The 23,994-nt window shown below is 68.8% G+C and carries 29 protein-coding genes; 23 read left to right on the forward strand and 6 right to left on the reverse strand.

The genetic code is table 11. From position 1 onward, the window contains the following. Positions 1-42: 42 nt before the first annotated feature. Positions 43-1,317, forward strand: a complete 1,275-nt coding sequence (gene murA, locus DMP23_RS42495; protein WP_134733901.1) for a UDP-N-acetylglucosamine 1-carboxyvinyltransferase — start codon at positions 43-45, stop codon at positions 1,315-1,317. After that, the gene (locus DMP23_RS42500; RefSeq protein ID WP_337824310.1) at positions 1,314-1,859 is read left to right on the forward strand and encodes a Uma2 family endonuclease; all 546 of its coding nucleotides are present in this window, start codon (positions 1,314-1,316) and stop codon (positions 1,857-1,859) included. The genes murA and DMP23_RS42500 overlap by 4 nt, the downstream gene beginning before the upstream one ends. A gap of 6 nt (positions 1,860-1,865) precedes the next feature. Here the strand turns inward: DMP23_RS42500 and DMP23_RS42505 are convergent, their stop codons facing one another. Next, positions 1,866-2,456: a TetR/AcrR family transcriptional regulator gene (locus tag DMP23_RS42505; RefSeq protein ID WP_037815429.1), complete on the reverse strand. Its 591-nt coding sequence runs from the start codon at positions 2,454-2,456 to the stop codon at positions 1,866-1,868. Between the two features lie 94 nt (positions 2,457-2,550). Between DMP23_RS42505 and DMP23_RS42510 the strand changes: the two genes are divergently transcribed. Genes DMP23_RS42510 through DMP23_RS42520 form a run of 3 tightly spaced genes read left to right on the forward strand, consistent with a single transcriptional unit; the run spans position 2,551 to position 4,932 of the window. After that, entirely contained in the window at positions 2,551-2,946 is a 396-nt protein-coding gene (locus DMP23_RS42510; protein WP_037815350.1) for a nuclear transport factor 2 family protein, read from the forward strand. Then, entirely contained in the window at positions 2,939-3,745 is an 807-nt protein-coding gene (locus tag DMP23_RS42515) for an NmrA family NAD(P)-binding protein (RefSeq protein ID WP_337824311.1), read from the forward strand. The genes DMP23_RS42510 and DMP23_RS42515 overlap by 8 nt, the downstream gene beginning before the upstream one ends. Further along, a complete protein-coding gene (locus DMP23_RS42520) occupies positions 3,742-4,932 on the forward strand; it encodes an alpha/beta hydrolase family protein (RefSeq protein ID WP_337824312.1) in 1,191 nt (396 codons plus the stop codon). Before DMP23_RS42515 ends, DMP23_RS42520 begins: the two co-directional genes overlap by 4 nt. Before the next feature lie 105 nt (positions 4,933-5,037). On the opposite strand, the gene DMP23_RS42525 is transcribed toward DMP23_RS42520, so the two are convergent. After that, complete coding sequence (locus DMP23_RS42525) at positions 5,038-5,667, reverse strand: LysE family translocator (RefSeq protein ID WP_337824313.1); 630 nt, start codon at positions 5,665-5,667, stop codon at positions 5,038-5,040. 112 nt (positions 5,668-5,779) lie between these two features. Between DMP23_RS42525 and DMP23_RS42530 the strand changes: the two genes are divergently transcribed. From DMP23_RS42530 to ehuA, 8 genes are all read left to right on the forward strand, one after another. Then, complete coding sequence (locus DMP23_RS42530) at positions 5,780-6,325, forward strand: hypothetical protein (protein WP_337824314.1); 546 nt, start codon at positions 5,780-5,782, stop codon at positions 6,323-6,325. Positions 6,326-6,534: 209 nt separating this feature from the next. Beyond that, the gene (locus DMP23_RS42535; protein ID WP_337824315.1) at positions 6,535-6,867 is read left to right on the forward strand and encodes a hypothetical protein; all 333 of its coding nucleotides are present in this window, start codon (positions 6,535-6,537) and stop codon (positions 6,865-6,867) included. Positions 6,868-6,870: 3 nt separating this feature from the next. Then, entirely contained in the window at positions 6,871-7,188 is a 318-nt protein-coding gene (locus DMP23_RS42540; RefSeq protein ID WP_308196525.1) for a DUF6191 domain-containing protein, read from the forward strand. A 50-nt stretch (positions 7,189-7,238) separates the two neighbouring features. Continuing rightward, positions 7,239-9,263, forward strand: a complete 2,025-nt coding sequence (locus DMP23_RS42545; RefSeq protein ID WP_308196526.1) for a protein meaA — start codon at positions 7,239-7,241, stop codon at positions 9,261-9,263. Between the two features lie 364 nt (positions 9,264-9,627). Further along, positions 9,628-10,533: an ectoine/hydroxyectoine ABC transporter substrate-binding protein EhuB gene (gene ehuB, locus DMP23_RS42550; RefSeq protein WP_337824316.1), complete on the forward strand. Its 906-nt coding sequence runs from the start codon at positions 9,628-9,630 to the stop codon at positions 10,531-10,533. Positions 10,534-10,549: 16 nt separating this feature from the next. Further along, a complete protein-coding gene (gene ehuC, locus DMP23_RS42555; protein WP_037815339.1) occupies positions 10,550-11,254 on the forward strand; it encodes an ectoine/hydroxyectoine ABC transporter permease subunit EhuC in 705 nt (234 codons plus the stop codon). Beyond that, entirely contained in the window at positions 11,251-11,907 is a 657-nt protein-coding gene (gene ehuD / locus DMP23_RS42560) for an ectoine/hydroxyectoine ABC transporter permease subunit EhuD (protein ID WP_037815337.1), read from the forward strand. Before ehuC ends, ehuD begins: the two co-directional genes overlap by 4 nt. A gap of 4 nt (positions 11,908-11,911) precedes the next feature. Continuing rightward, positions 11,912-12,676, forward strand: a complete 765-nt coding sequence (ehuA, locus tag DMP23_RS42565) for an ectoine/hydroxyectoine ABC transporter ATP-binding protein EhuA (protein ID WP_037815335.1) — start codon at positions 11,912-11,914, stop codon at positions 12,674-12,676. Here the strand turns inward: ehuA and DMP23_RS42570 are convergent. Next, positions 12,660-13,217, reverse strand: a complete 558-nt coding sequence (locus DMP23_RS42570; protein ID WP_275292990.1) for a cysteine hydrolase family protein — start codon at positions 13,215-13,217, stop codon at positions 12,660-12,662. The genes ehuA and DMP23_RS42570 overlap by 17 nt on opposite strands. Before the next feature lie 71 nt (positions 13,218-13,288). On the opposite strand from DMP23_RS42570, the gene DMP23_RS42575 reads away from it, so the two are divergent. Next, the gene (locus DMP23_RS42575; protein ID WP_238604485.1) at positions 13,289-14,287 is read left to right on the forward strand and encodes a GlxA family transcriptional regulator; all 999 of its coding nucleotides are present in this window, start codon (positions 13,289-13,291) and stop codon (positions 14,285-14,287) included. Continuing rightward, positions 14,260-15,033 carry an enoyl-CoA hydratase-related protein gene (locus tag DMP23_RS42580; RefSeq protein WP_134667337.1) on the forward strand — a complete coding sequence of 258 codons (774 nt, stop codon included), beginning with the start codon at positions 14,260-14,262 and terminating at the stop codon, positions 15,031-15,033. The genes DMP23_RS42575 and DMP23_RS42580 overlap by 28 nt, the downstream gene beginning before the upstream one ends. Before the next feature lie 122 nt (positions 15,034-15,155). Here the strand turns inward: DMP23_RS42580 and DMP23_RS42585 are convergent, their stop codons facing one another. Beyond that, entirely contained in the window at positions 15,156-15,695 is a 540-nt protein-coding gene (locus DMP23_RS42585) for an NUDIX hydrolase (protein WP_337824317.1), read from the reverse strand. Positions 15,696-15,788: 93 nt separating this feature from the next. On the opposite strand from DMP23_RS42585, the gene nucS reads away from it, so the two are divergent. After that, the gene (gene nucS / locus DMP23_RS42590) at positions 15,789-16,448 is read left to right on the forward strand and encodes an endonuclease NucS (RefSeq protein ID WP_037815327.1); all 660 of its coding nucleotides are present in this window, start codon (positions 15,789-15,791) and stop codon (positions 16,446-16,448) included. Between the two features lie 13 nt (positions 16,449-16,461). On the opposite strand, the gene DMP23_RS42595 is transcribed toward nucS, so the two are convergent. After that, entirely contained in the window at positions 16,462-17,046 is a 585-nt protein-coding gene (locus tag DMP23_RS42595; protein ID WP_037815326.1) for a flavodoxin domain-containing protein, read from the reverse strand. Between the two features lie 89 nt (positions 17,047-17,135). Between DMP23_RS42595 and DMP23_RS42600 the strand changes: the two genes are divergently transcribed. Continuing rightward, positions 17,136-17,849: a TetR/AcrR family transcriptional regulator gene (locus DMP23_RS42600; RefSeq protein WP_337824318.1), complete on the forward strand. Its 714-nt coding sequence runs from the start codon at positions 17,136-17,138 to the stop codon at positions 17,847-17,849. A gap of 16 nt (positions 17,850-17,865) precedes the next feature. Here the strand turns inward: DMP23_RS42600 and DMP23_RS42605 are convergent, their stop codons facing one another. Continuing rightward, positions 17,866-18,291, reverse strand: a complete 426-nt coding sequence (locus tag DMP23_RS42605; RefSeq protein ID WP_337824319.1) for a hypothetical protein — start codon at positions 18,289-18,291, stop codon at positions 17,866-17,868. A 254-nt stretch (positions 18,292-18,545) separates the two neighbouring features. Here DMP23_RS42605 and DMP23_RS42610 point away from each other — a divergent pair, with 254 nt between their 5' ends. From DMP23_RS42610 to dhaM, 6 genes are all read left to right on the forward strand, one after another. Next, positions 18,546-20,243 (forward strand): sodium:solute symporter family protein, encoded by a 1,698-nt coding sequence (locus DMP23_RS42610; RefSeq protein ID WP_043832136.1) that lies wholly within the window; start codon positions 18,546-18,548, stop codon positions 20,241-20,243. Positions 20,244-20,253: 10 nt separating this feature from the next. Further along, entirely contained in the window at positions 20,254-20,529 is a 276-nt protein-coding gene (locus DMP23_RS42615; RefSeq protein ID WP_037815322.1) for a hypothetical protein, read from the forward strand. Between the two features lie 47 nt (positions 20,530-20,576). Then, complete coding sequence (locus DMP23_RS42620; protein WP_337824320.1) at positions 20,577-21,572, forward strand: hypothetical protein; 996 nt, start codon at positions 20,577-20,579, stop codon at positions 21,570-21,572. A 78-nt stretch (positions 21,573-21,650) separates the two neighbouring features. Then, positions 21,651-22,652 (forward strand): dihydroxyacetone kinase subunit DhaK, encoded by a 1,002-nt coding sequence (gene dhaK, locus DMP23_RS42625; RefSeq protein WP_337824321.1) that lies wholly within the window; start codon positions 21,651-21,653, stop codon positions 22,650-22,652. Then, complete coding sequence (dhaL, locus tag DMP23_RS42630; RefSeq protein ID WP_037815424.1) at positions 22,652-23,275, forward strand: dihydroxyacetone kinase subunit DhaL; 624 nt, start codon at positions 22,652-22,654, stop codon at positions 23,273-23,275. Before dhaK ends, dhaL begins: the two co-directional genes overlap by 1 nt. Next, on the forward strand, positions 23,272-23,958 hold the full coding sequence (gene dhaM / locus DMP23_RS42635; protein ID WP_337824322.1) for a dihydroxyacetone kinase phosphoryl donor subunit DhaM: 687 nt from the start codon (positions 23,272-23,274) through the stop codon (positions 23,956-23,958). The genes dhaL and dhaM overlap by 4 nt, the downstream gene beginning before the upstream one ends. The last annotated feature ends 36 nt before the right edge of the window (positions 23,959-23,994 follow it).

The following is a 23,994-nucleotide window of genomic DNA, read 5'->3' on the forward strand; positions in this document are numbered from 1 at the left end:
CGGGTTCGGGCAAAACTGGGCGAGAGGGCATGATTGGCGGCCATGAGCGAGCACTTCGACGTGCATGGCGGAGCCCGGCTGGTCGGCGAGGTCGACGTGGTCGGCGCGAAGAACAGCGTGCTGAAACTGATGGCCGCGGCACTGCTGGCCGAAGGCACCACGACCATCACGAACTGCCCGCAGATCCTGGACGTCCCGCTGATGGGCGACGTCCTGCGCAGCGTCGGCTGCGAGGTGGAGATCGAGGGCGACACGGCGCGCATCACGACGCCCGCGGAGCTGTCGCACCGCGCCGATTCGGCGGCGATGGGCAAGCTGCGCGCCTCGGTGTGCGTGCTGGGCCCGCTGGTCGGCAGGCTGAAGCAGGCGGTCGTCGCGCTGCCCGGCGGCGACGCGATCGGCCAGCGTCCCCTCGACATGCACCAGAACGGTCTCCGCAAGCTCGGCGCGACGAGCACCATCGAGCACGGCTGCGTCGTCGCGAAGGCCGAGACGCTGGTGGGCACCCAGATCTGGCTGGACTTCCCGAGCGTCGGCGCGACCGAGAACATCCTGATGGCGGCCGTGCTGGCCGAGGGCACGACGGTGATCGACAACGCCGCCCGCGAGCCGGAAATCGCCGACATCTGCACGATGCTGACCGAGATGGGCGCGAAGATCGAGGGCGCGGGCACCTCGACGCTCACCGTCCACGGCGTCGAGACGCTGCACCCGACCGAACACCGCGTGATCGGCGACCGCATCGTCGGCGCGACCTGGGCGTTCGCCGCCGCGATGACCCGCGGCGACCTGACCGTGCGCGGCGTGAACCCGCACCACCTCGACCTGGTCCTGGACAAACTGCGCCTGGCCGGCGCGGAGGTGACCACCTACGACGACAAGGGCTTCCGCGTCGTCCAGCCGGAACGCCCGAAGGCGGTCGACTGGGTGACGCTGCCGTACCCCGGTTTCGCCACCGACCTGCAGCCGTTCGCGGTCGCGCTGTCGGCGGTGTCCGAGGGCACGTCGATGATCACCGAGAACGTGTACGAGGCCCGGTTCCGGTTCATCGAAGAGATGATCCGGCTGTCCGGCGACGCCCGCACGGACGGCCACCACGCGGTGGTCCGGGGCGTGGAGAAGCTGTCGAGCGCGCCGGTGTGGGCGTCGGACATCCGCGCCGGGGCCGGGCTGGTGCTGGCCGGACTGTGCGCGGACGGCGTGACCGAGGTGTGGGACGTGTTCCACATCGACCGCGGGTACCCGCATTTCGTGGAAAACCTGAACCGGCTGGGCGCCCGGATCGAGCGGGTGACGGGGGAGCCGGAGCGGGCTTGAGCGACGGGTGCTCCGCAGGCGACTACGCGGAGCGGGACGAAGAAAGCTGCCGCGACGTCGAGGTCGTCGACGGGGTAATCCGTGCTCGGCCGATGCGGTCGCGAAGGCATCAGAGAATCATTCGGAGGCTGTCTTACGAACTCGAATCGGCCTGCGGCAGCGAGCTCGCCGTAGAGTTCGACGTCGACCTCCGACTGCGCGATGTCCCGTTGCTGAACCGGCGTCCGGACTTGGTCGTCTACGACGCTGATCTGCCCACCGACGCAGTGCTGCGCCCGGAGCACTGCCGCCTCGTTGTCGAGGTGATGTCGCCAGGATCGATCACTGTCGATCAGCTCGACAAACCCGCTGAGTACGCGGCCGCCGGGATTCCGCAGTTCTGGCGGGTCGAGAACACCACCGACGAGGTCGGCGGGCTTACCGTCTTCTGCTACCGACTCGACGCGACCACCCGCTCGTACGTCCCGACCGGCGCGCACCAGGGCACCTTCCAGGTCGCCACTCCGGTCGAAGTGTCGCTGGAACTGAAAGCCCTGCTGTAACGCCGGTTACGCGCTCAACGCCCGCACCACCAAATCCGTCACCTGGTCCAAATACCCCTCCTCCGCCGGAACCCCGCGCACGATCAGCCGCCAGTAAACGATTCCGGCGCCCATATCCAGCGCCAGTTCGATATCCGTGTCCGCCGGGATCTCCCCGCGCTCGATCGCTCTCGTGAACACCGCCCGGTTGACCGCCCGCCGAGGGCCGCCGATCGTCAGGCGGGCGAATTCGGCCATGGCCGGGTTCCGGCGGGCTTCCGCGATCAGCCCGGGGAAGATCCGCGAAAACCGCGGATGCGTGATCCATTCGCAGAGCGCTTCCAGCGAGGCCCGGATATCGCCGCGCAGGCTGCCGGTGTCCGGGTCCACCGCGCGCGCCACGCTGAATTCCGCGATGACCGCGCCGATCATTTCGTCTTTCGACGGCCAGCGCCGGTACAGCGCGCTCTTCCCGACGCCCGCGCGTTTCGCGACCGCTTCCATCGACAGCCTGCCGAAGCCGTGGTCGGCCAGTTCGTCGATCACGGCTTCGGTGATGGCGTAGGTGACGTCGGGCTGCAGAACGGCAGCTCCGGTCGGCGTCCGGCGGGTCGTCATGGCGATCAGCATAGCGTGTGGACGAGACGGTACCGTCCCGTGTACGTTGTGGATGAGACGGTACCGTCTCGTCCATTCCTGAGGAGGGGGTTCGATGCAGCTCATCGATCACGCGCTCGACCTGCTGGTCCAGCACGACATGGCCGGATTCGTGCAGTTGTTCGCCGAGGACGCCGTGCTCGAGTTCCCGTTCGCCGCGCCCGGTGAGCCCGGGCGGGTCGAAGGCCGCGCCGCACTGGCCGAGTACCTGCGCAACTACCCGAACCTGTTCGACATCCGCGAGGTCGCCGCCAAGACCGTGCACCAGACCACCGATCCGGAGGTCTCGATCGCGGAGTTCGAACTGGCCGGCATCGCGGTCGCCACGCAGAAGCCGTACCGCCTCGGCTACGTCGTGGTGCTGACCGTCCGGGACGGCCAGATCCACCGGTACCGCGACTACTTCAGCCCGCTCGCGGTGATCGACGTTCTCGGGGTGCCGGGTGTCTGACGTCCTCGTGCTCGGCTCCACCGGCACCACCGGCAGCCGCGTCGTGCGCGGGCTCGAAGCCGCCGGGGTGCGGCCGCGCGCGGCGACCCGGAATCCCGTCGAACCCGGCCAGATCCGGTTCGACTGGGACGAGCCCGCGACGTACGGTCCGGCGCTGGACGGGGTCTCGGCGGTCTACCTGATCGCCCCAGTCGGAGCCGATCCGCAGTCGCTCGTCGAAGAGTTTCTCAAGCACGCGCCGGACGCGCGGGTGGTGTTGCTCAGTTCGTCCGCGGTGGACGAGCACACCCCGGTAGTGGGCGGGCTGCCCGGCCTCGTGCGCCGTCAGCCGGGCTGGGCGGTGCTGCGGCCGTCGTGGTTCATGCAGAACTTCACCGCCGGGCATCTGGTCGGCGACAGCGCCCGCGCGGGCCGGATCGTCACCGCGACCGGTGACGCCCGGGTGGCTTTCGTCGACGCCGGCGACATCGCCGCGGTCGCCGTCCGCGCGCTGCTCGACCCGGAACCGCACAACACCGATCACCTCATCACCGGTCCGCGCGCGCTCAGCTACGCCGAGGCCGCCGAGATCGTCGGGAAACGGCTCGGCCATCCGGTCGTGCACGAGCCCGTTTCCACCTCGCAGTACCAGCAATTCCTGGTCCGCGACAGGCTCCCCGAGTCGTACGCCGAAATGCTCGCCTTGCTGGACGAGGCGATTCGCGGCGGCGCCGAGGACCGCGTCACCGACACCGTCGAGCGGGTCGTCGGACGACCCGCCCGTGATTTCCGCACTTTCGCGAAGGAAGAGATCCGATGAAGCCGCTGCTGTTCGAAGACGACCCGCAATTCTGGTTCGAGACCTTGCTCGCGTTCGGCGAGATCGCGTACGGGGGAGCGGATTTCGGCGAGATCGTCGCGATCGCGTCGAACATCAAGTCCGGTGACTACGACAGCTGGCACGACGCGTGGCTCGCCACCGCCGAGCGGCTTTACGCCGAGGCCGCAACCATGCACCCGGTCAGCGCACGCGACGCGTACCTGCGGGCCTCGACGTACTACCGCCGTGCCGAGTTTTTCTTGCACGGCAACCCGGAAGACCCGCGGATCAACTACGCCTACGAGCGCAACGTCGAGTGCTTCCAGAACGCGATAGAAACGCTCGACCACGTCGAACGGATCGAAATCCCCTACGACGGCCACGTCTTGCGCGGCTACTTCTACCGCGCTCCCGGCGACGGCCCGAAGCCGCTTCTGGTGGCGCACAACGGTTTCGACGGCAGCGCCGAGGATCTGCACTTCATGGGCGCGACCGCGGGCCAGGAACGCGGCTATCACGTGCTGACCTTCGACGGTCCCGGCCAGCCGAGCGCCGTCCACCGCGACGGGATGCTGTTCCGCCCGGACTGGGAGCACGTCGTCGGCCAGGTGCTCGACTACGCCCTCGCTCTCCCCGGCGTGCTCCCGGACAAGGTCGCCCTGATCGGCTGGAGCCTCGGCGGGATGCTCGCGCCGCGCGCCGCCGCGTTCGAACCGCGGCTGTCGGCCGTCGTCGCCGTGGACGGGCTCTTCGACGCCGGTGCGGCTTTCGTGCAGCAACTCCCGTGGGACCGCGACGAGATCGTCCGCCGCGCGAACGCACCGGAGGACCCTGAACTGGACGCCTTTCTAGCCGGCGCGAAGGAGCAGAACCCGACCGTCCGGTGGGCACTGGGCCACGGCCGCTACGTGATGGGCGGTGCGACCGATCGCGAGTTCCTGGCGAAGTACCTCGAGTACAACCTCTACGACGGCGTTGCCGAGCGCATCACGTGCCCGGCGCTGATCTGCGACGCCCCGGAGGACCTGTTCTTCACCGGCCAGCCGCAGCAGCTGTACGACCGGATCAGCGGCCCGAAGAAGCTGCTGAACTTCACCGCGGAGGAGGGCGCGGACGCACACTGCCACGTCGGCGCGATGCGGCTCGCGAGCGGCCGGATCTATGACTGGCTGGACGACGTGCTGTGAGTTCTCGTGAGTGTTGACGCCGGTTCTCACCGGCTGCTGAGTATCAGGACGTCGCCGACAGCTGATGTCTCAGGACATCGCGGACACTCCCTCGTCCGCCAACGCTCACGAGGATTCGAGGGCCAGCGCCGCGCCGAACCCGACCAGCGCGGTGCCGGTCACCCCGTCCAGCGCGCGGCGGACCTTGCGGCGGCTGAGCCACGCGCGGACCCGGTGCACGAAGAACAGCAGCACCAGGAGCCAGATCGTGCCCAGCACGGCGACCGTGTACGCGAGCACCAGTGCGTCCCAGGTCGTCGTGCGCACCGGGTCGAGGAACTGCGGTAGCACCGACAGGTACAGCACCAGCACCTTGGGGTTCGTGATGTTCGAGAGGAACCCTTCGCGCCACCGCCGGAAGCCGCTGGTGCGCTTGCGCTGGGTGTCGGCGACCGCGTCGTAGTTGCCGCGCCAGGCGCCGCGCAGCGCTTGGAAGCCGAGGAACAGGAGGTATGCGGCACCGAGCCACTTGAGCGTGAGGAACACCGGCTGCGAACGGGCGATCACGACGCCGAGCCCGAGCGCCGCGGCCGTGCCCTGCACCGCGTTGCCGGCGAAGATGCCCGCTGTGGCCAGCAAGCCGCCGCGCGCGCCGCCGGACAGGGCGTTCTTCAGCATCACCATCGTGTCCGGCCCCGGCGCGAGCACGATGAGAACCACGATCACCAGATAACTGCCGTACCCGCTCCACGTCACGTCTGACCACGGTAGATCCCGGACCGGCCGCCGTCTCGCGGATTTCCGTCACACCGGTTCGGCAACCTGGGCGAACCGGACGGCGTGCTCTCTTCGGTAAGAGGGGGGCGACATGTTTCCACTGGCAGAAGGCGAGCACCTGCTCTGGTCCGGGCGGCCGCAGCGGTACCCGCGTCGGTACGCGGACTTTCACGGGTACGTCGCAGCGACGGTGGGCTTCGCCGCGCTTGGCGCGCTAGGCGTTTTCGCCACCGTGAAGCTCGGCATGGAGCCCGCCGTCCTTGCGCTGTGGCCGGGCTTCTTCGGCGCGGCGGTCGCGCAGACCGCCGAACGGAACCGGCAGCGAAAGCTGCTGCTCGGGGTGCTGACTTACGTGGTGACCGATCGCAGGCTCGTCTTCGTCGCCGACCGTCCGGGCGGCGTCGAGTTCCGCTGGGTGTGGCTTCCCGACCTGGACGAGCCGCGGGTGCGCGACCACGGCGACGGGACCGGCACCGTCAGCTTCAAGGGGCCCTCGCGTGTTCGGTTGCGCGACCAGAAGTTCCAGGCGCAGTCGTCGCTGACGACAATGACGCCTGAACTGATCGCGATCGAGGAGCCGGAGCACGTCGCCGAACTGATCGCTCGAACACTCCGCGCTCTCCAGCCGTCGGGCTGAACATCCAGCTGACTCCGGCCAGCCGGGCAACCCAGTCGAACCAGGCGGCGTGCTCTCTCCGGGAGCGAGGAGGGCGTCATGTACCCACTGGCCGAAGGCGAACAGCTGCTCTGGTCCGGGCGGCCCCAGCGGTTCGTGCGGCGTTACCGCGATTATCACGGCTACGTCGTAGCGGTGGTGGGTCGCACTGGTCCCGGGGCTTCTTCGGCATGCTGACCGGACTGTCCGCCGAGCGGAACCGGCAGCGGAAGCTGCTGCTCGGGGTGCTGACTTACCTGGTGACCGATCGCAGGCTCATTTTCGTCGCCGACCGTCCGGGCGGCATCGAGTTCCGCTGGATCTGGCATCCGGAGCTGCGCGAACCGCGAGTGCTCGACCACGGCACCGGCACCGTCGACTTCCGGCCCACTCTGCGCGATCAGCAGTACCGGGTGCAGTCGTCGCCCTCCATGATGCTGCCCGAACTGCTCGCGATCGAGGAAGCGGAGCACGTCGCGGAGCTGATCGCCCGGAACGCTTCGCGCGCCCCGGTCGTTGGGTGAAACATGCTGCTGACCTTGCTGGGTCTCGCGCTGCCGGTCGCCACCATCGTGCTGCTGATCGTCGGCGGATGGGAGCTGCGGCGGAAGAAGAAACCGTCCCGGCTCAAGGCGCGATTGTCCTCGACGTACCTCGACGAGGTCACCGCGTTCCTCTACGGCACCAAGCGCAATGAGCTCGAGCACCGGGATTCAGTGGAGATGACCCTCGAGGAGGACGCGCAGGGAGCTCCTCCGCTGGGTACCGTCGACCTCGACCGCGGGGTAGTGGTCGTCCGGCCCGGGGCTTCACCCGGGAGTGGCCGAATCCACTCCGCCGATTAAGTTACCGGCGGGTACACTCGGGCGGTCGTCTCGGCGAAGAGAGGTGCACCGTGCCGTACCCCACCGACCACGAGCGCGACCGGCCCTGGGTGATGCGCACCTACGCGGGTCATTCGTCCGCCGCCGCGTCCAACGAGCTGTACCGCCGGAACCTCGCCAAGGGGCAGACCGGGCTGTCGGTCGCCTTCGACCTGCCGACGCAGACCGGCTACGACCCGGACCACGTGCTCGCGCGCGGCGAGGTCGGCAAGGTCGGCGTGCCGGTGTCGCACATCGGCGACATGCGGCAGCTGTTCGACGGCATCCCGCTCGCCGAGGCGAACACCTCGATGACCATCAACGCGCCCGCGATGTGGCTGCTCGCGCTCTACGTCTCGGTGGCGCGCGAACAGGCCGAAGCCGAGGGCCGCGACGTCGACGAGGTGCTGGCCAAGCTCACCGGCACCACGCAGAACGACATCATCAAGGAGTACCTCTCCCGCGGCACCTACATTTTCCCGCCCGGGCCGAGCCTCCGGCTGATCACCGACATGATCGCGTGGACCGTGCACCACGTGCCGAAGTGGAACCCGATCAACATCTGCAGCTACCACCTGCAGGAAGCGGGCGCGACGCCGACGCAGGAGGTCGCGTACGCGCTGTGCACCGCGATCGCCGTGCTCGACGCGGTACGCGACTCCGGGCAGGTCGACCAGGCCGACATGGAGAAGGTCGTCGCGCGGATCTCGTTCTTCGTCAACGCGGGCGTCCGGTTCGTCGAAGAGATGTGCAAGATGCGCGCGTTCACGCAGCTGTGGGACGAGCTGACGCGCGAGCGCTACGGCGTCGAGAACCCGAAGGCGCGACGGCTGCGGTACGGCGTGCAGGTGAACTCGCTCGGGCTCACCGAGGCGCAGCCGGAGAACAACGTCCAGCGGATCGTGCTGGAGATGCTGGCCGTGTCGCTGTCGCGGGGTTCACGGGCGCGGGCGATTCAGCTGCCTGCGTGGAATGAGGCGCTGGGGCTGCCTCGGCCGTGGGATCAGCAATGGGCGCTGCGGATGCAGCAGGTGCTCGCGTTCGAGACGGATCTGCTGGAGTACGAGGACATTTTCGACGGTTCGCACGTGGTGCAGGCGAAGGTCGACGAGATCGTTTCCGGCGCGCGCGAGGAGATCGCGCGGGTGCAGGACCTTGGCGGTGCGGTGGCTGCCGTCGAGAGCGGTTACATGAAGTCGCAGCTGGTTTCGTCGCTCGCGGAGTACCGGCGGGGGATGGAGAACGGCGAGCGAATTCTGGTGGGGGTCAACAAGTTCGAGACCACTGAGCCGTCGCCGTTGCAGGCGGAGGGGGCCAAGGCGATCGAGACGATCGACCCGGCGGTGGAGAAGGCCGCGGTCGCCGCGGTGGAAAAGTGGCGCGAGGAACGGGACAACGCCGCGGTGGCGAAGGCGCTCGCCGCGCTGAAGGCGAAAGCGTCCACTTCGGACAATCTGTTCGAGGCCACTGTGGACTGTGCGCGGGCGGGCGTGACGACCGGGGAATGGTCGGGCGCGCTGCGCGAGGTGTTCGGGGAATACCGGGCGCCGACGGGCGTTTCCGCGGCTTCGGCGGCCGGGCAGGGCAATCCGGAACTGGAGCGCGTCCGGGAACTGGTGCGCCGCACCGAAACCGAACTCGGCGAGCGGCTGCGGATTCTCGTCGGGAAACCCGGGCTGGACGGACACTCCAATGGTGCCGAGCAGGTCGCGGTGCGGGCTCGCGACGTCGGGTTCGAGGTGATCTACCAGGGCATCCGGCTGACCCCGGACCAGATCGTCGCGGCCGCGGTGCAGGAGGGCGTGCACGTCGTCGGGCTGTCGGTGCTGTCCGGGTCGCATCTGGAGGTCGTGCCGCTGGTGGTCGACGGCCTGCGCGCGGCCGGGGCCGGGGACATCCCGGTGATCGTCGGGGGCATCATCCCGCCGGACGACGCCGCGCTGCTGACCGAACGCGGGATCGCGCGGGTGTTCACGCCCAAGGACTACGAATTGACCGACATCATGGCCGGTATCGTGGAATTGATTCGCGAACGGCACGGATTGAGCGGTGCGTAGCCGTTCGGTTCTCCAGCGTGAAACCCCGCGGTGATCGATTACCGTTACAGTGGCGCAATCTTGGCCTGCGGCCGATTTTTGTCCACTGTGGATGATCGAATTACCGGGGAGCCGCTGCGTCCGGGCGGAATCCTCGATGATCAATTTCCGTCCGCCCGGAAAAATGTGCCGGGAAGCGCGTTTCTAATCGGTAACAGAACCGACCGGGCGCAAAAGAATCTTTGACCGCGCCCCGGCGGGTGCCTACGTTCGATCCTTGTCGGCGTCACTGCCGCCAGCTTCGCGGGGTGGGGTCCCTGGCCGGCCGTGACCGGAAATCGCAGGTCACGGGTTCGTGACCCGATCAGGGCGAAGGGGCCGCGACATGGTTCACGACGAATGGAAGCGACGGGACTTCTTCCGGCTGGCGGCGTCCGGAGCGGTGGTGCTGGGCGGAACCGCGTTCGCCGCCGCGTGCACCCAAGCCCCGCAGGCGGGCGGGCAAGGCGGCGGAGCGCTCGACCGGGCGAAGAAGGCGGGCTCCATCAAGGTCGGCATCGCGGGCGAGATCCCCTACGGTTACACCGACGGCGGCACCGTGACCGGCGAATCGCCTGAGGTCGCCAAGGCGGTCTTCAAGAACATCGGCATCGCGAAGGTCGAAGCGACGCAGGTCGAATTCAAACAGCTCATCCCGGCGCTCGCGGCGGGCCAGTACGACATGGTCGCCGCGGGCATGGCGATCCTGCCGGACCGGTGCAAACAGGCGGCGTTCTCCGCGGTCGACTACGTGACCCCCACGGCTTTCCTGGTGCCGAAAGGGAATCCGAAGCAAGTCCTGAATTTCGAGGACGTCAAGGCGAAGGGCGTGAACCTCGCGGTGCTGTCCGGCACGGTCGAGCAGCAGGTGGCGAAGGCGACCGGGATCCCGGACAGCCAGCTGCAGACCTACGACGGCCAACCGCAAATGCTGCAGGCATTGCAGGCGAATCGCGCGTACGCGGGCGCGCTCACCGACATTTCGCTGAAGGCGCTGCTCAAGCAGAATCCGGGTGCCGCGCTGGAGGTCACGAGCGGGTTCGTGCCGCAGGTGCAGGGCAAGAAACAGATCCAGGCAGGCGGCTTCGTGTTCCGCAAGACCGACAGCGATCTGGTGAACGCGTTCAACGCCGAACTGGCGAAGCTGCACCAGAACGGCCAATGGCTGGAGATCGTCAAGCCGTTCGGCTTCACCAAGGACAACCTGCCGCCCGCCGACGTCACGACCGAGCAGCTCTGCTCGGGTTCCTGACGGCGGTGGACGGCTGATGTTCGACCACTTCGGACTGTTCGTCTCCACCGTCGCGAACGGACTGTTGCTGACGGTCGAGGCGACAGTCGGCGGCATCCTGGTCGCCACCGTCCTGTCGTTCCTCGCCGGGCTGGCGATGCTGTCGCGGTTCGCCGTTCTGCGCGCGGTCACGCGGATCTACGTCGAGGTGTGGCGCGGGACGTCGGAGGTCGTCCAGCTGTTCTGGATCTACTTCGCGCTGCCTGTGCTCACCGGTTTCCAGATCCTGCCGTTGTGGTCCGGCATCGCGGTGCTCGGCTTGAACTTCGGCGCGTACGGCGCGGAGATCGTGCGTGGCGCGGTGCAAGCGGTCCCGCGTGAGCAGCGGGAAGGCTGCGTCGCGCTCAACTTCACGCCGGCGCAGCGGATGCGGCGGGTGATCCTGCCGCAGGCGCTGGTCGACATGGTGCCGCCGTTCACGAATCTGTTCATCCAACTGCTCAAGGGCACCGCGCTGCTCACCTTCATCACCGTGCCCGAGATGACCTATCAGGCGAGCCAGGTCCTGGTGACGCGCTACACCGGGCAGGCCGCGTTGATCTGGACGATCGTGCTGGTGTTCTACCTGGTCCTGTCGATCCTGATCAGCAGCGGCATGAAACTGCTGGAACGGCGGACGGCCGCGCGAGTGGGCCGCGCACCGGCCCGGCGGCGGGCAGTGCTGAGCGGGGCGGGCACATGAGCTGGGACTGGGCTTATCTGTGGAAGGTGCTTCCTTCGGTGCTGGAGGGGCTCCTGGTGACGTTCGAGGCGACCGTTCTCGGCGCACTGCTCGCCTACGTGCTGGGTTTGGTTTTCGCGATCCTCCGGCGGTCGCGGATCCGCGCGGTCAGCTGGGCGACCTGGCTGGTGGTGGAGTTCGTGCGCAGCACTCCGTTGCTGGTCCAGTTGTTCTTCCTGTTCTTCGTGCTGCCGCAGTTCGGGGTGACGCTCTCGCCGCTGACCGCGGGCGTGCTCGGACTCGGGCTGCATTACGCGACTTACACGTCCGAGGTGTACCGCGCCGGGATCGACGCTGTCCCGAAAGGACAGTGGGAGGCCGCGGTCGCGCTCAGCCTGCCGAAGGCGCGCACCTGGCTGCGGGTGATCCTGCCGCAGGCGATCCCGCGGGTGCTGCCCGCGCTCGGCAACTACACGATCTCGATGTTCAAGGAAACCCCGCTGCTGCTGGCGATCGGCGTGCTCGACCTCGCCGGCGCCGCGTTCGAGGTCGGCTCGCTGAATTTCCGCTATGTCGAACCTCTCACCTTGGCGGGCGTGCTCTTCCTCGTGCTGAGCTACCCGGCGTCCCTGCTCGTGCGATTCCTGGAGCGTCGTTTTGGACTCAGCAGATGAACCGATGATCCGCTTCGACCAGGTGGTGAAGAAGTTCGGCGGCACCACCGTGCTGCGCGACCTCGATTTCACTGTCGCGCCAGGGGAATTCGTCTCGCTGATCGGGCCGAGCGGTTCCGGCAAGACGACCATCCTGCGGTTGCTGATGACCCTGGAGAAGGTCGACGGCGGCCGGATCGAGGTCGGCGGCAAGCCGCTGAGCCACATGCCCCGGCGGGGAAAACTCGTTCCAGCGGACGAAAAATACCTGCGCGGGATGCGCCGGTCGATCGGGATGGTGTTCCAGCAGTTCAACCTCTTCCCGAACATGCGGGTCCTGCAGAACATCACCGAGGCCCCGATCCGCGCCCTCGGCCTGTCCGCGCGGGACGCGACGGCGCGTGCGACCGAACTGCTCGAATTGGTCGGCCTCGCGGACAAGGCGGACGCGCATCCGACGCAGCTTTCCGGCGGCCAGCAGCAGCGCGTCGCGATCGCTCGCGCGTTGGCGATGCGGCCGGAAGTGCTGCTGCTGGACGAGGTCACGTCGGCGTTGGACCCGGAACTGGTCGCGGAGGTGCTGCGGGTGCTCCGGGAAATCGCCTCGACCACGGACATCACGATCCTGTGCGTGACGCACGAGATGCAGTTCGCTCGGGACGTGTCGGATCGGGTGATGATGTTCGACCGTGGTCAGGTGCTGGAGGACGCGCCGCCGGATCGGTTGTTCACCGCGCCGGAACACGAACGAACGAAGGAATTCCTGCGCGCCGTCATCGATCGAGAGTGAGAATCTCCTTGGTGGACTTGACCGTCGCGAAACGGTCGCCGTGCAGGTTCGTCGCGGTCGCGCGGTACAGCTCGTCGGCGGTGAGGACGGTGCCGTCCGGGCCTTCCAGGTCGAAGGTGAAGGTCGCGTCGAGGGCGAAAGTGATGTCGTAGCCCAGGTTTCCGCCCATCCGCGCGGTGGTTTCGCAGCAGAAGTTGGTCTGGATCCCGGCCAGCACGAAGCTCGTGATGCCGCGGGTCTTGAACCAGGCGTCCAGGTCGACGTCTCCCAGGAACGCCGAGTTGACCTTCTTGCCGAAGAGCAGGTCCGGGCGGGCGCCGTCGAGTTCCGGTTTGAAATCGTTGCCGGGCTGACCCGGGCGCAGCGGCGAACCGGGCGTGGTCGAATCGTGGTGCACGAGCACGACCGGGTCGCGCCGGTCCTGCCAGGCATGCAGCAGCGCCTTCATGTTCGCTTCCGCGCCGGGGTTGTTGCGCGGTCCCCAGAACTCGGCGTCGTCGAATCCTCGCTGGACGTCGATCAGCAGCAATGCGGTGGTCATGGCCTCGATTCTGTCCGGGGGAGCACGCGGCGGGGAGTGGCACAAGACGCGCGATGCGATACTTTTCTGCCATGCGCACGATCGGGGTGCTGCTCCTGCCGGGCAGCCGGATGTTCGACCTCGCGGTGATCGCGGAGGTGTGGGCGCAGGACCGCACCGACAGCGGGATCGGCCCGTTCGCGGTGCGCGTGTGCGCGCCGGGGCGAGGGCGGACGCGGGTGTCGCCGTTCGGCGAAGTCGTCGCGACGCACGGGCTTTCCGGCTTGGCCGACTGCGATCTGGTGCTCGCCCCCGGACGGGACGATCCGCTGGCCGAAGTACCCGCCGCCGCTCGCGCCGCGCTTCGCCGGGCCCATCGCGCCGGTTCGACGGTGGCTGGGCTTTGCTCCGGAGCTTTCACCCTCGCTGCTGCCGGATTGCTCGACGGCCGCCCCGCGACCACGCATTGGCGGGACCTGGACGCACTCGCGACGGCCGCGCCCGCTGCCGAACTCCGCCGCGACGTGCTCTACACCGAACAGGACGGCGTGCTTACCTCAGCGGGCGTCGTCGGCGGTCTTGATCTTTGCCTGCATCTGGTTCGCCGTGATCATGGAGCCGAGGTCGCCGCGCGGCTTGCCCGGCGGCTGGTGATGCCGCCGGTGCGGGAAGGCGGCCAGCGCCAGTACGCGGAAGCTCCGTTGCCCGCCAACGCCTCCCGGCCGGGTATTGCGTCCACAATGGACTGGGCGCTGACCCGGCTCGCGGACGAGATCGGGGTACCGGATCTGGTCGAGCACGCCGGGATGAGCCCCCGGACTTTTCATCGCGAGTTCGCTGCCGCGACGGGGAGCACGCCCGGCCGGTGGCTGCTCGTCCAGCGGGTGCAGCACGCGCAGCGGCTGCTGGAGACCACGGATCTGCCGGTCGCCCGGGTGGCCGAGCGGGCGGGGCTCGGCAGCGCCGCGAACCTGCGCCGACGGCTGCGGGCGGAGGTCGGGGTCGGGCCGGATTCGTATCGGCGCACTTTCCGCATCCCGCCGGTCGGGGTTACGGTCGGGGCATGGGCGAGTACGAGCACCTCCTCGTGAAGCGGGACGGGGACACGGTCACCATCACGATGAACCGCGCGGCACGGCGCAATTCGCTGTCCGCCGACCATCTCGGCGAATTGCTCGCCGCGTTCCGCGAGGCGGGCGAGTCCGACGCGACCGGCATCGTGCTGGCCGGCGCGGGGCCGGTGTTCTCCGCCGGGCACGACTTCGGCGACGTCGCCGCCCGCGACCTCATGGGGGTGCGTGAGCTGCTCACCCTGTGCACGACGCTGATGCGGACGATGGAATCGGTGCCGCAGGTGGTGATCGCCCGGGTGCACGGCCTGGCGACGGCCGCCGGATGCCAGCTGGTGGCGTCGTGCGACCTGGCGGTCGCGGCGGAGTCCTCGGGATTCGCGCTGCCCGGCGGCAAGGGCGGCTGGTTCTGCCACACGCCCGCGGTGCCGGTGGCGCGCGCGATCGGCCGGAAACGCCTGATGGAACTGGCCTTGACCGGCGACGTGATCGACGCGGCGACGGCGCTGGACTGGGGCCTGGTCAACCGCGTGGTCCCGGACGATTCCCTCGACGAGGCGGTCGCCGACCTGCTCGGACGCGCGACCCGCGGCAGCCGGGCGAGCAAGGCGATGGGGAAGCAGACCCTGTACGCGCAGCTGGACCGCCCGGAAGCGGACGCCTACGCGATCGCCGTCGAAGTGATGGCTTCGGCTTCGCAGCTGCCGGGGGCGCGGGAGGGAATGGCGGCGTTCCTGGAGAAGCGCAAACCCGACTGGACGGACTGACGCCCGGCTCTTCTGCTCCGGAGAAGTCCGTGAAGGGCTCCTTGAGGGAACCAGATTCCCTCAAGGAGCCCTTCACGGACCGCTCGGTCGTGCGGTGAGCGGGAGGGGCGGGCTGCCGTGAGTCAGCGACGTTCGTGCAGCAGCAGCAACGTATAAGCCGCCACCGTCTGCGCGTCCGAGATCTCCCCGGTGGAGATCATCTTCTCGACCTCGGCCCGGCTGAACCACGCCGTCCGCATGTCCTGTTCTTCCGGTTCCCGCTCCGGCTCGCCCTCGGTGAGACCGGTCGCGAGGTACACGTGCCCGCGCTGGCTGGTCAGCCCCGGCGCGACGTCCAGCATCCCCAGCTCGGTGAACGCCGAAGCCCGCAATCCGGTCTCCTCCCGCAATTCCCGTCGCGCCAGTTCGGCGGGCGGGGTCTCGGCGAGGTCCGGCGCGGTGCCCTGCGGGAATTCCCAGCGCCGCATTCCGAGCGGGTACCGGAATTGCTCGACCAGGTGCAGCCGGTCGCCGTCGAGGGGGATGACCAGCGCGTAGGTCGGTTTGTCGACGACGCCGTAGATGCCGTCGCTGCCGTCGGCGCGGCGGATGGCGTCCTCGCGCACCGTCATCCAGTTGTTCCGATACACCTCGCGGGTCGCGACACGCTGAATGGGGTCCACCTCGCCAGTATCGCCGAGCCTGTCCTACCCTCGGCGGGTGCGTCTCGTGCTCCCCTCTCAGCAAGCCAGCCCGCTCCGTGCGGGGCGGGTCCGATGAGGCTCGTCGTCGCCCGGTGCCAGGTCGACTACGTCGGCAGGCTGACCGCGCATCTCCCGATGGCCAACCGCGTCCTGATGGTGAAGGCCGACGGCTCGGTGCTCGTGCACTCCGACGGCGGCTCCTACAAGCCGCTGAACTGGATGTCGCCGCCGTGCTGGCTGATCGAGGACCCGGACGTCTGGACGGTCCAGAACAAGGCGGGCGAGAAACTCGTCATCACCATCGACGAGGTCATGCACGACCTGAAGCACGACCTCGGCGTCGACCCGGGCCTGCAGAAGGACGGCGTCGAAGCGCATTTGCAGGAACTGCTCGCCGAGCACATCAAAACCCTCGGCGACGGCTACACACTGGTCCGCCGCGAGTACCCGACCGCGATCGGCCCGGTCGACATCATGGCCCGCGACGCCAACGGCGGTTCGGTCGCGGTGGAGATCAAGCGCCGCGGCGAGATCGACGGCGTCGAGCAGTTGACCCGGTACCTCGAACTCCTCAACCGCGACCCGCTGCTCGCCCCGGTGCAGGGCGTGTTCGCGGCGCAGGTGATCAAGCCGCAGGCGCGCGTCCTCGCCGAGGACCGCGGGATCCGCTGCGTCGTCTTGGACTACGACGCGTTGCGCGGCACGGATTCGGACGAGTTCCGGCTGTTCTGAGCACCGCCCGGGGTCAGGCAGCGAGCGGCTGCCGGTAGCGCCGGGCCTGCGTCGCGACCCGGGCGCCGAGGTGGCGTGCCGTGGCGAGGTCGGCGGCGTGGACGGCTTCCGGACCCTGGTCGTTCCAGGTCTGCGCGCCCGCGCCGAGGTAGAACCCGAGCCGGTTGTCGTCGTGTTCGCTGCTGGTGGTGGTGTTCCAGCCGGGCATGAGGCCGAGGCTGACCCAGTGCATGCCGTGCTGCGCGGCGAGCAGCGCCAGGTACTGCAGCGTGTGCAGTTTGTCGCCGCTCATCGAGCCGGAGTTGGTGAACCCGGACGCGAGTTTGTCCAGCCAGCGCTGGGACATCCAGCGCTTCGAGGTCGCTTCGGCGAACACGTGGAACGCGCCGGACGCCGAACCCATGTAGGTCGGCGTGCCGAAGATGATCGCGTCGCCGGCGTCGAGGGTTTCCCATTTCGCGTCGGTCATTTCGGCTACGTCGACCAGGTCGGCGCGGGTGCCGGGCACTGACTCGGCGCCCGCCGCGACGGCCTTCGCGATCTCGAGGGTGTGCCCGTAGCCGGAGAAGTAAGCGATGGCGACGTGAACAGAGGACATCAGAGGTTCCTTTCGCTGTTGACGTTGATAACGCTATTCCGATGACATTGTCAGTGTCAACGTCAACAGGAATCTGTTATCGTCGGCACATGGCATCGGACGACCAGCGCGAGCGCATCCTGAGCGAAGCGGTGAAACTGCTGGCGACGGCCGGCCCGTCAGGGCTGTCCACCCGGGCGGTCGCGGCGGCGGCCGGAGTGCAAACGCCGACGCTGTACCGGCTTTTCGCGGACAAGGACGGGCTGCTCGACGCCGTGGTCACCTTCGGTTTCGAGAGCTACCTCGCGGAGAAGCACGCGCTCGAGCCCAGCGAGGATCCGGTCGAGGACCTGCGTCACGGCTGGGAGATGCACGTCGCGTTCGGGCTGGCCAATCCCGCGATCTACGCGCTGATGTACGGAACCGTCCGGCCGGGCAAACAGCCCGTGGCGGCGGCGGAAAACCGGGCCATCCTGTGCGGCATGCTCGAACGCGCCAACGCGCAGGGCCGGCTCCGCGTGCCGGTCGAGGCGGCCGCGGTGGCGATCGAGGCGTCCACGACCGGCGCGGTTCTGCTCCTGCTGGCCCAGCCGGAAGAAGCGCGGGACATCGAGGTGATCCGGCCGTTGGGCGACCTGGTGCTCGACGCGCTGATCGACCAACCGGCCCCCGAAAGTTCCCCGATCGCCGACCGTGCGCAGGCCCTGCTCGGAATCGTCACCCCCACCAAGGACGCCGACCCGGTCACCGAAGCGGGCTTCAGCGTCTTCGAAGCCGGTCTGCTGCGCGAATGGCTCGCCCGGCTCAACGAAGCCAGCCGATGACGCCGGAGGGAATGCGTCAGAGCGCCGACCCGGCTCGGCGCTGAGTCGCCTTCGCAGCGAACCACGCCTTCACTTCCGCGTGGAATAACGTCGTCACCACCACTCCAGCCAGCACCAGGCCCGCCGCCGCTGCTGCGCCACCGCCCGCCAGGTTGAGCAGTCCGCCGAGCGCGGACGGTACCTCGACCGCGAGCAGGACCCATCGGCCCCAGCCGTAGCCGAGCAGAACCACGATCCCGGCCGTCAGCAGTCCGGCGGTGAAGGCGTACGACAGGTACTCCAGCGAGTACAGAATCGAAAACGGTTCCTCGCCGCCAGCGCGCTGCTTGTCGATTTGCCGATGGGCGAAGACGCCGAACGCGCCGTTCAGCAGCGCTTGCAGGACCACGAGCCCGAAAGCGGCGCGAAGCCGTCCGGGGAGGGGCAGCGCGGGGCCGGTCATCGCCGGGATCTTATGGGCCCGACGCCGAGCAGCACCCCGGAACGAGTGAATCTGTCCCGTTGGTGAGGGGTTGGCGAGCGAAGCGACAGGACTCAACACGGGTGCTTCCGGGCACGCGGAATGCACAGGTCAGCGGCAGGTTGGTGAAAAACCGCGGTGTCGGGGTGCCTCTTCGGAATCCATGCAGTACTGTGCCGGTCTGACAGGAACGATGGTGTTTTCTGTGTGAGAATGTTTGATTCGGAGGTGGCAGGGTGCCGTTCCTCGCCGACGCGAACTTGCGGCTCGACGCGAGTCCGATCGACTACATCGAGTTGGCGTTCTATTTCGTCCTGGTGCTCGGCATCGGCTATCTCGCGCGAAGGCAGGTGTCGAGCAGTCTCGACTTCCTGCTGTCGGGCCGGTCGCTGCCGGCGTGGGTCACCGGTCTGGCGTTCATTTCCGCGAACCTCGGCGCGGTCGAGGTCATGGGCATGTCCGCGAACGGCGTCCTCTACGGCCTGCCGACCGTCCATTACTTCTGGATCGGCGCCATCCCGGCGATGCTGTTCCTCGGCCTGGTGATGATGCCGTTCTACTACGGCTCCAAGGTCCGCAGCGTCCCCGAGTTCATGCGGCGGCGGTTCGGTCCGACGGCACACCTCGTCAACGGCATCAGCTTCGCCGCGGCGCAGATCCTCATCGCGGGCGCGAACCTGTTCCTGCTGGCCAGCGTCGTGAAGCTGCTGCTGGGCTGGCCGCTGTGGGTGTCGATCGTCGTCGCGGCCGCCATCGTGCTCACGTACACCGCGCTGGGCGGGCTGTCCGCCGCGATCTACAACGAGGTGCTGCAGTTCTTCGTGATCGTCGTGGCGCTGCTGCCGCTCACCATCGTCGGCCTGGTCAAGGTCGGCGGCTGGCAGGGCCTGGTGCAGAAGATCACCGACGGCCCCGGCGGCACCGCGCAGCTGCACTCCTGGCCGGGCGACAACCTGACCGGCTTCGGCAACAACTTCCTGTCCGTCCTCGGCATCGTGTTCGGTCTCGGCTTCGTGCTGTCCTTCGGGTACTGGACGACGAACTTCGTCGAGGTCCAGCGCGCGATGGCGTCGAAGAGCATGTCGGCCGCGCGGCGGACGCCGATCATCGGCGCGTTCCCGAAGATGCTGGTGCCCTTCATCGTGATCATCCCCGGCATGATCGCCGGCGTCGTGGTGCCGGAGTACATGCAGGACAAGGGACTTCTGCTGCAGGACAAGACCGCGCCGAGCGGGGTCACCGCGAACAACGCGCTCCTGCTGCTGATGCGCGACCTGCTGCCCAACGGCATCCTCGGCATCGCGATCGCCGGTCTGCTCGCGTCGTTCATGGCGGGCATGGCGGCGAACCTCAGCTCGTTCAACACCGTCTTCACGTACGACATCTGGCAGACGTACGTGAAGAAGGACAAGCCGGACGGCTACTACCTGAGCCTCGGCCGCAAGACCACGGTCGTCGCGACCGTGCTGGCGATCGGCACCGCGTTCGTCGCGTCGCAGTCGGCGAACATCCTGACCTACCTGCAGGACCTGTTCTCCTTCTTCAACGCGCCACTGTTCGCCACCTTCATCCTCGGCATGTTCTGGAAGCGGATGACCGCGGCGGCCGGATGGATCGGCCTGGTGGCCGGTACCGCGTCGGCGATCACGATCTGGGCGCTGTCGCAGCTGGACGTGCTGTCGCTCGCCGGGCAGGGCACCAGCTTCGTGGCCGCGGGCACCGCGTTCGTCGTCGACATCGTGGTGAGCGTCGGGGTTTCCCTGGCCACTCAGCCGAAGCCGGACGCGCAGCTGGTCGGCCTGGTCTACTCGCTGACCCCGCGCGACGCGCTCAAGCACGACAACACGGGCGAGAACGCGGGCTGGTACCGCAAGCCGGGCCTGCTGGCCGGCATCGTCCTCGTGCTCACGATCGCTCTCAACATCATCTTCTGAGGAGGCCCGCATGACCGAGAAAACCTCGCGGCCGCACAAGGCGGGCGCCTTCGACATCCGGCTGATCATCGCGCTGCTGCTCGGCGTCTACGGCGTGATCCTCACGATCATGGGCGCCGGGTTCACCAGCGACGACGACCTCAAGAAGGCCGCCGACGTGAACATCAACCTCTGGTCGGGCATCGGCCTGCTGGTGGTGACCGCGATGTTCGTGCTGTGGGCGGTGCTGCGGCCGCTCGTCGTGCCGCCGAGCACCGAAACGACGGAAACCTCACCCGCCGAATAACCGGGTTGCGCCCACGTCCGGCAGCCTCGCCCGCTAGGTTGCCGGACGTGGTGCACGATCGCCGGTTCGGCCGGTTCCTCAAGTTGTCCGCCTTGGTCGCGACGGGCGTGATCGCGATGTCCGCGTGCGGCGGTCCGAACCTGGGCAAGGAGAACTTCGCGCGCACGACTGTCCCCGCCGGCGGGGACAGCGCCGCGACGTCCGGCCCGATCACCGATCCCGCGGTCGCTCCCGCCGTGCTGCGCGACGTGCTGCCGTGCCAGTTCGTCGACAAGACCGCGATGAGCCCGCTCGGCACGATGCAGGGCGAGGCGACCGCGTCGAGCACGCAGTTCGACTCCTGCGTCGCGAAGGCGACCGACCCGGGCGGCAAGGAAATCCGGGCGAGCGTCGACGTCGGCGGCCTCGTGACGTTCGCCTCCGACAAGACCACCGGCGCGGTCGGCGGGCTGCCGCAGGTCGAGGTGCCCGACCTCGGCGGCGAATCCGGCTGCGTGGTCAGCGCGCTCACCGCGCGGAACCCGGCCATCGGCGTCTCCTTCCGGATCGACTACACCGGCGGCGACGCCTGCGCCGCGGGCCGCAAGCTCGTCGCGACGGCGGTCGAGAAGCTGCACAACAACCCGCAGAAGTACACGCCCGGTCCGGGCACGCTGCTCGCCGTCGACCCGTGCACGGTGCTCGACCCGGCCGCGGTGGACGGGGTCGTGAAGGGCGGGAAGCCGCGCCCGTCCGGACTGCACTCGTGCGAATGGGGCCTCATCCCGAGCGTCCGGGTGACGATGTTCCCCGGCGTCGCGCCGAGCGAGGGCGACGGCTGGCTGAAGGCCGACGTCGGCACGCCCAGCCAGGCGTACTCGAAGCAAGGCACCTCCGGGTCGAGCTGCCAGGTCAAATGGCAGCACCGGCAGTGGAAGGAAGAGCGCGTCGAGGTGGTCCAGCTGGAGTACACGAACTCCGACGCGCAGCCGGACAAGGACGACCCGTGCGGCAAGACCGTCGGGCTCGCCAAGCAGCTGGCCGGGAAACTGCCCGCGGCGTGACCAGGGGGCGCTTTGCGGCGCGCCCGGCGACCTCATAGGTTGGGGTCGTCCACGACGCCGAGGTGCCGGAGGTCCGCCATGAAAAAGATCATCAACGATCCGGCGGCCGTCGTCGCCGAATCGCTGAGAGGGCTCGCGGTCGCGCACGCGGACCTGCTGCGCGTGCGCGACGATCCGGCGCTGGTCGTGCGCGCGGACGCGCCGGTGGCGGGCAAGGTCGCGGTGGTGTCCGGCGGCGGGTCGGGGCACGAACCGCTGCACGGCGGGTTCGTCGGCCCCGGGATGCTCGACGCCGCGGTGCCCGGGCCGGTGTTCACCTCGCCGACCCCGGACGCGGTGCAGGGCGCGATCGCGGCGACCACCGGACCGGCCGGGGCGCTGCTGATCGTGAAGAACTACACCGGCGACGTGCTGAACTTCGAGACCGCCGCCGAACTGGCCGCGGCCGAGGACCTGGACGTGCGCAGCGTGGTCATCGACGACGACGTGGCGGTCAAGGACTCCACGTTCACCGCCGGGCGGCGCGGCGTCGGCGGGACCGTGCTGCTGGAGAAGATCGCCGGCGCGGCGGCCGAGCGCGGTGATGCGCTGGATGACGTGGAAGCGTTGGCGCGCAAGGTGATCGGGCAGGTCCGGTCCATCGGGGTGGCACTGTCCGCGCCGACCGTTCCGCACGCGGGCGAGCCGAGTTTCGACCTCGGACCGGACGAGATCGAGTTCGGCATCGGCATCCACGGCGAACCCGGCCGCGAGCGAATCCCGGCCGAACCGGCGGACGCGCTGGTCGCCCGGATGGTCGAGGCGGTGGTGTCCGACCTGCCGTTCGAATCCGGCGACAAGGTGCTGCTGTTCACGAACTCGATGGGCGGCACGCCGCAGCTGGAGCTGTACCTCGCGCACGGCATCGCCGAGCGGCTGCTGGCCGAGCGCGGGATCCTGGTCGAGCGCAGGCTGGTCGGCCCGTACATCACCAGCCTGGAAATGCAGGGCATCAGCCTGACCCTGCTGAAACTGGACGACGAGCTTACGCAGTTGTGGGACGCGCCGGTGCGCACGCCCGCGCTGCGGTGGGGGATCTGATGGCCTGCACTGCCGAAGGGGTCGCGGCCGCGTTGCGCGCCGCCGCCGAAGTGATCGCCGAACACCGCACCGAACTGGTGGACCTGGACCGCGCGATCGGCGACGCCGACCACGGCGAGAACCTCAGCCGGGGGTTCACCGCCATCGTCTCCGCGCTGGAGACCGCGGTGCCGGAAACCCCGGCCGGAGTCGTGAAACTCGCTGCCACCACGTTGATTTCCAAGGTCGGCGGCGCGGCCGGACCGCTTTACGGCACGGCTTTCCTGCGTGCGTCGGCGAAGCTCGGCGACGCGGCGGAGATCGATGTGCCGTTGCTGCTGGACGCGTTGCGGGCGGCGTTGGAAGGCGTGCAGGCTCGTGGCAAGGCAGTGGGCGGCGACGCGACGATGGTCGATGCGCTGATCCCGGCGCTCTCCGCGGCTGAAGGTGCCGCGGACGGAACGATCGCGGACGTGCTCACCGCGGCGGCGGACGGAGCGGATCGCGGTGCGGAGTCCACTGTGGACTTGATCCCGCGCAAGGGGCGTGCCTCGTACCTCGGGGAACGCGCGGTCGGGCACATGGATCCGGGCGCTCGTTCGACGGCGCTGCTGCTGCGTGCGTTCGCGGAGGCGGCCCGGTGACCGTTGGAATCGTTCTTGTGTCGCACAGCGCGAAACTGGCCGAGGGCCTTGCCGACCTGGCGGCCCAGATGGCCCCGGACGTCCGGATCGTCCCGGCGGGCGGGCTGCCCGACGGCGGTGGCATCGGCACCGACTACGACGAGGTCGTCGCGGCCACTCAGCGGGCGGATTCCGGCGACGGCGTGGTGCTGCTGTACGACCTCGGCAGCGCGCAGATGACCGCTGAGCTGGCGGTCGAATCGCTCGCTGACTCGTCCGCCGCGGTCGTGGTCGACGCGCCGCTGGTGGAAGGCGCGGTGGCGGCGGCCGTCGCGGCGCAGGGCGGCGCGAACGCCAAGGCGGTGGGCGAGGCCGCGGCGAGCGCCGGTGTCGCGCCGGATCTGGCCGCGGTGGAGCTGTCGGCGGCCGGTGAGGAAGGCGTGGTGGAGAGGGAATTCACGCTGACCAACGACGTCGGCCTGCACGCGCGCCCGGCCGCGGTCGTGGTGCGCAGCCTGGCGGAATTCGAGGCCGAGGTGTCGATCCGGCTGGGCGAGCAGGAGGCGGACGCGCACAGCGTGCTGGCGCTGATGTCGCTCGGTGCGCGCCAGGGCGACCGGATCGTGGTGCGGGCTCGCGGGCTGCAGGCGGCGGAGGCGGTCGCGAAGGTGGCCGAGCTGGTGGAGTCGAACTTCGGGGAGTAACGCCGGTTTCCGACCGGGTGACTTCGCCCGGACTGA

It is taken from the genome of Amycolatopsis sp. A1MSW2902, from assembly GCF_017312175.1.
Taxonomy (GTDB): Bacteria; Actinomycetota; Actinomycetes; order Mycobacteriales; family Pseudonocardiaceae; genus Amycolatopsis; species Amycolatopsis nivea.

Coding starts and splice junctions, on each gene's coding strand:
- murA (WP_134733901.1), top strand. CDS start 43: ATGAGCGAGCACTTCGACGTGCATGGCGGAGCCCGGCTGGTCGGCGAG.
- DMP23_RS42505 (WP_037815429.1), bottom strand. CDS start 2,456: ATGACGACCCGCCGGACGCCGACCGGAGCTGCCGTTCTGCAGCCCGAC.
- DMP23_RS42510 (WP_037815350.1), top strand. CDS start 2,551: ATGCAGCTCATCGATCACGCGCTCGACCTGCTGGTCCAGCACGACATG.
- DMP23_RS42520 (WP_337824312.1), top strand. CDS start 3,742: ATGAAGCCGCTGCTGTTCGAAGACGACCCGCAATTCTGGTTCGAGACC.
- DMP23_RS42530 (WP_337824314.1), top strand. CDS start 5,780: ATGTTTCCACTGGCAGAAGGCGAGCACCTGCTCTGGTCCGGGCGGCCG.
- DMP23_RS42535 (WP_337824315.1), top strand. CDS start 6,535: ATGCTGACCGGACTGTCCGCCGAGCGGAACCGGCAGCGGAAGCTGCTG.
- DMP23_RS42540 (WP_308196525.1), top strand. CDS start 6,871: ATGCTGCTGACCTTGCTGGGTCTCGCGCTGCCGGTCGCCACCATCGTG.
- ehuB (WP_337824316.1), top strand. CDS start 9,628: ATGGTTCACGACGAATGGAAGCGACGGGACTTCTTCCGGCTGGCGGCG.
- ehuC (WP_037815339.1), top strand. CDS start 10,550: ATGTTCGACCACTTCGGACTGTTCGTCTCCACCGTCGCGAACGGACTG.
- ehuD (WP_037815337.1), top strand. CDS start 11,251: ATGAGCTGGGACTGGGCTTATCTGTGGAAGGTGCTTCCTTCGGTGCTG.
- ehuA (WP_037815335.1), top strand. CDS start 11,912: ATGATCCGCTTCGACCAGGTGGTGAAGAAGTTCGGCGGCACCACCGTG.
- DMP23_RS42570 (WP_275292990.1), bottom strand. CDS start 13,217: ATGACCACCGCATTGCTGCTGATCGACGTCCAGCGAGGATTCGACGAC.
- DMP23_RS42575 (WP_238604485.1), top strand. CDS start 13,289: ATGCGCACGATCGGGGTGCTGCTCCTGCCGGGCAGCCGGATGTTCGAC.
- DMP23_RS42580 (WP_134667337.1), top strand. CDS start 14,260: ATGGGCGAGTACGAGCACCTCCTCGTGAAGCGGGACGGGGACACGGTC.
- nucS (WP_037815327.1), top strand. CDS start 15,789: ATGAGGCTCGTCGTCGCCCGGTGCCAGGTCGACTACGTCGGCAGGCTG.
- DMP23_RS42595 (WP_037815326.1), bottom strand. CDS start 17,046: ATGTCCTCTGTTCACGTCGCCATCGCTTACTTCTCCGGCTACGGGCAC.
- DMP23_RS42600 (WP_337824318.1), top strand. CDS start 17,136: ATGGCATCGGACGACCAGCGCGAGCGCATCCTGAGCGAAGCGGTGAAA.
- DMP23_RS42605 (WP_337824319.1), bottom strand. CDS start 18,291: ATGACCGGCCCCGCGCTGCCCCTCCCCGGACGGCTTCGCGCCGCTTTC.
- DMP23_RS42615 (WP_037815322.1), top strand. CDS start 20,254: ATGACCGAGAAAACCTCGCGGCCGCACAAGGCGGGCGCCTTCGACATC.
- dhaK (WP_337824321.1), top strand. CDS start 21,651: ATGAAAAAGATCATCAACGATCCGGCGGCCGTCGTCGCCGAATCGCTG.
- dhaL (WP_037815424.1), top strand. CDS start 22,652: ATGGCCTGCACTGCCGAAGGGGTCGCGGCCGCGTTGCGCGCCGCCGCC.